The organism is Caballeronia sp. ATUFL_F2_KS9A, assembly GCF_023630765.1.
Taxonomy (GTDB): Bacteria; Pseudomonadota; Gammaproteobacteria; order Burkholderiales; family Burkholderiaceae; genus Caballeronia; species Caballeronia zhejiangensis.
Genome location: NZ_JALQEK010000019.1, coordinates 1 through 6,161, shown reverse-complemented (window position 1 = coordinate 6,161; position 6,161 = coordinate 1). Strand labels below are relative to the sequence as shown.

5 protein-coding genes are annotated in these 6,161 nt (G+C 65.0%); 2 read left to right on the top strand and 3 right to left on the bottom strand.

Annotated features, from left to right (window positions below; all coding sequences use genetic code 11):
* Positions 1 to 300: 300 nt before the first annotated feature.
* Positions 301 to 1,773 (bottom strand): MFS transporter, encoded by a 1,473-nt coding sequence (locus NCS67_RS12045; RefSeq protein ID WP_250435285.1) that lies wholly within the window; start codon positions 1,771 to 1,773, stop codon positions 301 to 303.
* Between the two features lie 180 nt (positions 1,774 to 1,953).
* Here NCS67_RS12045 and NCS67_RS12040 point away from each other — a divergent pair, with 180 nt between their 5' ends.
* Positions 1,954 to 3,216, top strand: a complete 1,263-nt coding sequence (locus tag NCS67_RS12040; RefSeq protein WP_250435280.1) for a TIGR03862 family flavoprotein — start codon at positions 1,954 to 1,956, stop codon at positions 3,214 to 3,216.
* A gap of 6 nt (positions 3,217 to 3,222) precedes the next feature.
* Here the strand turns inward: NCS67_RS12040 and NCS67_RS12035 are convergent, their stop codons facing one another.
* Positions 3,223 to 4,374 (bottom strand): methyltransferase, encoded by a 1,152-nt coding sequence (locus NCS67_RS12035; RefSeq protein ID WP_175983305.1) that lies wholly within the window; start codon positions 4,372 to 4,374, stop codon positions 3,223 to 3,225.
* 172 nt (positions 4,375 to 4,546) lie between these two features.
* Between NCS67_RS12035 and NCS67_RS12030 the strand changes: the two genes are divergently transcribed.
* Positions 4,547 to 5,842, top strand: a complete 1,296-nt coding sequence (locus NCS67_RS12030) for an SGNH/GDSL hydrolase family protein (RefSeq protein ID WP_250435279.1) — start codon at positions 4,547 to 4,549, stop codon at positions 5,840 to 5,842.
* Positions 5,843 to 5,876: 34 nt separating this feature from the next.
* Here the strand turns inward: NCS67_RS12030 and NCS67_RS12025 are convergent.
* Positions 5,877 to 6,161, bottom strand: a 285-nt coding sequence (locus NCS67_RS12025; protein ID WP_250435278.1) for a hypothetical protein, incomplete at its 5' end; no start/stop codon positions are given.

Sequence of the window (6,161 nt, the reverse complement as noted above, 5' to 3'; positions counted from 1 at the left end):
GGGCGGCGGAGGCTGCGGCTTCGTGGCTTTCGGCTGCGGACGTCGCGCTGGGGAGGTCGAGGGATTGCGTGTACATGTCGGCACTCGCTCAAAAAGAAGTCGCTGTCCGGCGATTATAAACCGACCGGACGGTCGGTAAATGCGTTTTTGAGACGTATTCGGGTAACTCCGCATGCGAGAAGCGGACCCCGTCGCGCAAAGCGCGCGATCGTTAATCTAGTGCAGGAAGGAGGAGAAACGAAAAGAGCGGCAGGCGAAACATCGCCTGCCGCTCTTTATAAGGCGGGATCGGAAACTGTTTTAACGCGGCTGCTGCGCGGCGAAATCCTCAGCGTCGACGTCGTAGCCCGACGGTTCCCAGCGCACGGCGAACAGCGCGACGAGCCCCGCGAGCGGCGCGACGGCGATGATCCAGAACACCTTGGTGCCGAGCGCCGCCGACAAGACCGGGAACAGGAACAGCGAAACCGTCGAGCTGGCGCGCATCAGCGTCTGATTGAAGCCGACGCCGACGCCACGCAGCGAAGTCGGATAGCTCAGCGACGCAAACGTCATGCTGTGCGAGCCAGGCCCGACGCCCTGTCCGAGCAGGAACGCCGCGAGAAACGCGATCGCGACGACGACTTCGACGCCCGTCGACGGCTTCCCGACGATCGCGAGCCCGACGAGCGCCGCAAACTGAAACGCGTAACCGACGACCGACAGCTTCCACGCGCCGAATTTCGGCACCGTGCGCACGGAAAACAGCCCGCCCGCGAACGCGAAACACAGATTGAGCGCGAGCGACGCGAGGATCGTAGTGAGCATCGATTGCGCGAGGAAACTCGAAATGATGACCGGCAAGCCGAACGCCACGGCGTTATAGGCGAACGACGACGCGATGGCGATGACCGTCGCCAGCACGGTCCGGCGCAGGTAGACGCCGCGCAGCAGCGCGCCGTAGTTGCTCCACGTCGCGCGACGCGCCTTCGGCGCAACGGTGGCGGTTTCGTCGACGCGGGCATCGATGCCGTACGAGCGCTTGAGGATCGCGGCCGCGCCTTTCAGATCGCCCTGATTCGCGGCCCAGACCGGCGATTCGCTCATGTATCGGCTGCGAATCGCGATGATCGCAATCGCCGGAACCGCGCCAAAGCCGAGGATCAGACGCCAGAGCCAGCCCGCGTTGTGTTCGGGCAAGACCGCGTACAAACCGAGCACCAGCAGATACGAGACGCTGATCGCCGCGTACCAGACCGGGCACCACATCGCGACGCGTGCCGCCTTGTTGCCGCGGCCCTGCAAGCGGGAAAATTCCGCGAGAAAGGCCATCGCGACGGGCAAATCGATGCCGACGCCCAGTCCCATCACGAAACGCGCACCGCCGAGCACCCAGGCGTTCGGCGCGAGCGCGCAGGCGATCGCCGCGACGACGAAGAAGAACATGTCCGCCATGAAGACGCGATAGCGGCCGACCTTGTCGGTGAGATATCCGCCGAGGAACGCGCCGATGATCGCCCCGAACGTGATCGCGGCGGCGACGAAGCCGGAGCCGGTCGGCGTCAGCGAGAATTCGCGGGCGATGTCCTTCATGCCGAACGCGAGCGCGCCCAGATCGTAGGCATCGAGAAAAATGCCGCCGAGCGCGATGGCGACGACCACGCGCGCGTCGCTGCCGATGGCGGCGCCGTGGTTGACGAGACTGGAAACATCGGCGGCGCTTTTGATGACCGGCCGTGAATCCTGGGTGGCGGACTGGGCGGCAGCGCGTTCGGGCGCGAGGGAAACGGACATGATCAGGCTATTTCAGTAAAAAGTTGTCGATGCAACGAATCGCCGGATCGTACTGGCCCGCGCGCAGGCGGCCAAATTCTTTTTTGTTATTTAATGACTTACGCGGCGCCGTCGATGCGTTCCCGCCGCGTAGACCGGCGATGCGACAATGTCGCTCCGTTTTGTTCTTTCTATTCAGGCATGTCGTCAGTTGAAAACATCGAATCGGTGAACGTCGCGGTCGTCGGCGGCGGGCCGGCCGGGCTCATGGCCGCGGAGGCGCTCGCGGCGGGCGGCGCGCGCGTCGATGTGTTCGACGCGATGCCGTCCGTCGGACGCAAATTCCTGATGGCCGGCAAAGGGGGCATGAATCTCACGCATTCGGAGCCCGCCGACGCGTTCCTCGCGCGATACGGCGCGCGCAGCGGGGAGATCGCGCCGCTGCTCGCGCGCTTCGATGCAAGCGCGTTGCGGGATTGGGTTCACGGCCTGGGCGTCGAGACTTTCGTCGGCAGCTCGGGGCGCGTGTTTCCCACCGACATGAAAGCCGCGCCGATGCTGCGCGCATGGCTGCATCGGCTGCGCGCGTCGGGCGTCACGTTTCATATGCGGCATCGCTGGCTCGGCTGGGCCGACGAACGCGCGTCGATATCGCGGTTCGCGACGCCATCGGGCGAGAAACACGTTCGGCACGATGCGCTCGTGCTGGCGCTCGGCGGCGCAAGCTGGCCGCAACTCGGCTCCGATGGCGCCGCGCTGCCGGTTCTCGCCGCGCGCGGCGTGGCCACGCGTCCTTTCGTGCCGTCGAATTGCGGCTTCGATGTGGGCTGGAGCGAGCATTTCAGCAGCCGGTTCGCGGGCGAGCCGCTCAAGTCGGTGGCGATCGGCGTGCCGCGCGCGGACGGCGCGCCCGACTGGCGCGTCGGCGAGTGCCTCATCACCGATCAGGGTATCGAGGGCAGTCTGATTTACGCGTTATCGGCGCCGATTCGCGACCGGATCGACGAAAGTCACGGCGCCGGCGCGACGATTCTGCTCGATCTGACGCCGCAGCTCTCCGCCGAACGCGTGCGCGAGGAAGTGCTGCATCCGCGTGGCGCGCGCTCGATGTCGAGTCATCTGCAAAGCCGGCTGCATCTCACGGGCGTGAAAGCGGGTTTGTTGCGCGAATGCGTGAGCAAGGACGAATTTGCCGATCCCATCACGCTCGCCGCGCGCATCAAGGCGTTGCCGCTGCGTGTGCTGCGCCCGCGGCCGATTGCGGAAGTCATCAGCAGCGCGGGCGGCGTCGAGTTCGAAGCCCTCGATGCGCGTTCGATGCTCGCCGCGCTTCCCGGCGTGTTCTGCGCGGGCGAAATGCTCGACTGGGAAGCGCCGACCGGCGGCTATCTGTTGACGGCGTGTTTCGCGAGCGGGCTCGTCGCGGGCGAGGGCGCGCTCGCGTGGCTTGCCGAGCGCGCCTGATCCAATTTAGGCGACGACCAGCCGCCACAGCGACGTGACTTCCGCCGAGCGCGCGGCGTGCAGCGGATCGGACTTGTCGATCGCCTTCGAATGACGCGGCTTGATGTCGATACGTCCATCGACCTTCAGTCCGGCCTTGTCGATCCATTCCTGCAACTGCGCGCGCGTGCGCAGGCCGAGATGCTCCGCGAAGTCCGACAGGATAAGCCAGCCTTCGCCGCCCGGTGTCAGGTGCGCGGCGAGGCCGTCGAGAAAGCCGCGCAGCATGCGGCTCTCCGGGTCGTAGATCGCGTGCTCGATCGTGGCGCTCGGACGCGCCGGAAGCCACGGCGGATTGCAGACGACGAGCGGCGCGCGGCCCTCGGGAAACATGTCGGCTTCCACGACCTTCACCTGACGAGCGAGGCCGAGTCCATCGACGTTTTCCCGCGCACAGGCGAGCGCGCGGGCGTCGACGTCGGTTGCGACGATCCGCTCGACGCCGCGCCGCGCGAGCACGGCCGCGAGCACGCCGGTTCCCGTGCCGATATCGAACGCGAGTTCCTTTGACGGCAGCGGCTGATTCGCGACCAGATCGACGTACTCGCCGCGAACGGGCGAGAACACGCCGTAATAGGGATGGATCCGCCCGCCGGCCGCGTCGATGTCGACGCCTTTCTTGCGCCACTCGTGCGCGCCGATCAGACCAAGCACCTCGCGCAAGGACACCACCGATGCTTCATCCGACGGCGGCCCGTATGCTTCCTCGCATGCCTGGCGCACGTCCGGCGCGCGTCGCAACGGGATGGCGTAGTGCTCGTCGAGCGGCAGCACGAGCATTGCGAGGGTGCGGGCGCGCTGCGATTGCGCGAGTCGATGGAGATTGAACGCATCGATCGGCGATGTTTCCGTCGCGGGCTTCTTCGCCTTGCGCGGTTTGTTGTCGATACGGCGGGCCATCGCCTGCAGCAACTGGCGAGCGTTCTGGAAATCGCCGCGCCAGAGAATCGCGGTGCCTTCGCAGGCGAGCCGGTACGCGTGATCGGCCGTCATCTGATCGTGTCCGATGACGACGCGCTTCGCGGGCGGATTGCCGCTCTCCGATCGCCAGCGGGCTGAGCGGCTTTCGCCGTCTTCATCCCAGACGAGTTGCTGCGGTGCTGAATTTTTCGATTGCATATTTATATTGATGTCCGCTGCGTAAGTCATCGCGCCGGCGAAAAAAGAACTGGCAGCATTGTGAGGCCATTTCACGGGCGTCGCTGCTGCTTGTGCGCATCGCCGGCGATGTGCGGCGCGAGCTTGATGACACTTCAGGCACAATCGAGCCTTTTCCGAACGCCATCGCCGAATGAAACTCCGAGTTCTCGCCGCGATTTGCGCGGCCGCGTGCGCCGTCCAACTCAATTTCGCGCCAATGGCGTTCGCCGCCGACGCTGCGGAAACGCCCGCCAACGAGCGATGGGTCAGCGCGTGGGGCACTGCGCTGCAGTCGATTCCGCAACTGGCGAACCTGCCGCCGCTCTATCGCGCGCCGGCCGTCGCGGGGCGCACCGTCCGTCAGCTGATTTATCCGCAACTCGACGGCAAGCGGATGCGTCTGCGGATCAGCAATCTTTATGGGACCGAACCGCTCGTCGTCGAGTCGATGAGCGTCGCACGGGCGGTCGGCGGTAGCAGTGCAGCGATCCAGGCCGGCAGCGCACGGTCCGTGTCTTTCGGCGGACACAAGAGCGTGACGGTCGCGCCGGGCGCGCAAGCAACAAGCGACGCGGTCGATTTCGACGTCGCCGCGTTTCAGCCGGTCGCCGTCAGCATGTTCATGGGGAAGGATCAAAAGCTCGTCGCGTGGCACCGCGTGTCGAGCCAGGTGAATTACATTTCGACGCCGGGCGACCGCACCGGAGATGGATCGGCAGCCGCGTACCGCACGCGCTTCACGCAATATGCGTGGCTCAGCAACGTCGCGGTGGAAAGCGCGTCGGCGCACGCGATCGTGGCGATCGGCGATTCGATCACCGACGGCATGCGTTCCTCGCTCAATGCGAACCGGCGCTGGCCGGATGCGCTCGCGAAAGAAGTCGCCCGGAAAAGTGGCGGGCAAACCGCGGTCTTGAATGCGGGCATCAGCGGGAATCGTCTGCTCAGCAACTCGCCCTGTTACGGTGAGGCCGTCGTGAGCCGCTTCGAGCGGGACGCGCTGCGTCAACCGGGCGTGCGGGCGGTGATCGTGCTGATCGGCATCAACGATATCAACTTCATGGCGATGCCGGCGCACGCCGGGCTCGATTGCGACGCGCCGCACACGGAAGTCAACGCCGATGCGCTGGTGCGCGGATATCAGCGACTGATTGCGCAGGCGCATCAGCGCGGCGTGAAGATCTACGGTGCGACGCTCACGCCCGCTTCGCTGCCGCCGGAAAGAGAGTCGATCCGAACGGCGGTCAACGAATCGATTCGCGCGAGCCGGGCGTTCGACGGTGTCATCGACTTCGATCAGGCGCTGCGCGATCCGGCGCGCCCGAGCGTGCTCCAGCGCCGGTATGACAGCGGCGATCATATCCATCCGAGCGACGCGGGATACGCGGCGATGGCCGCGGCAGTGCCGATGGAGTTTGTCATCGGAGCGGCGAAGGCGGCACACTGAAGCAGACGCGAAAAAAATTGCGTTCGTCACCTTGTCATTCGTGTGTGCTTGACCTACTATTCAGCCCCTCGTCGCAAGACGAGAGCCGCCGAGCGAAACGGGCGGTCTCAGAAGTCACCGGATTTGGAAGCGAAAGCGAAAAATAGTGTTGACAAAGAGAAAAAGATTCTTCATAATCTCGTTTCTCTGCTGCTGATGCAGCGACGCAAGACAGAAGTTGAAGTAAGGCTTGTCTTGCGATGTGCTCTTTAAAAACTAACAGCCGATAAGTGTGGGCGCTTGATGGCGAGTGCGGCTGGTTCTTCGGAATCGGCGATAG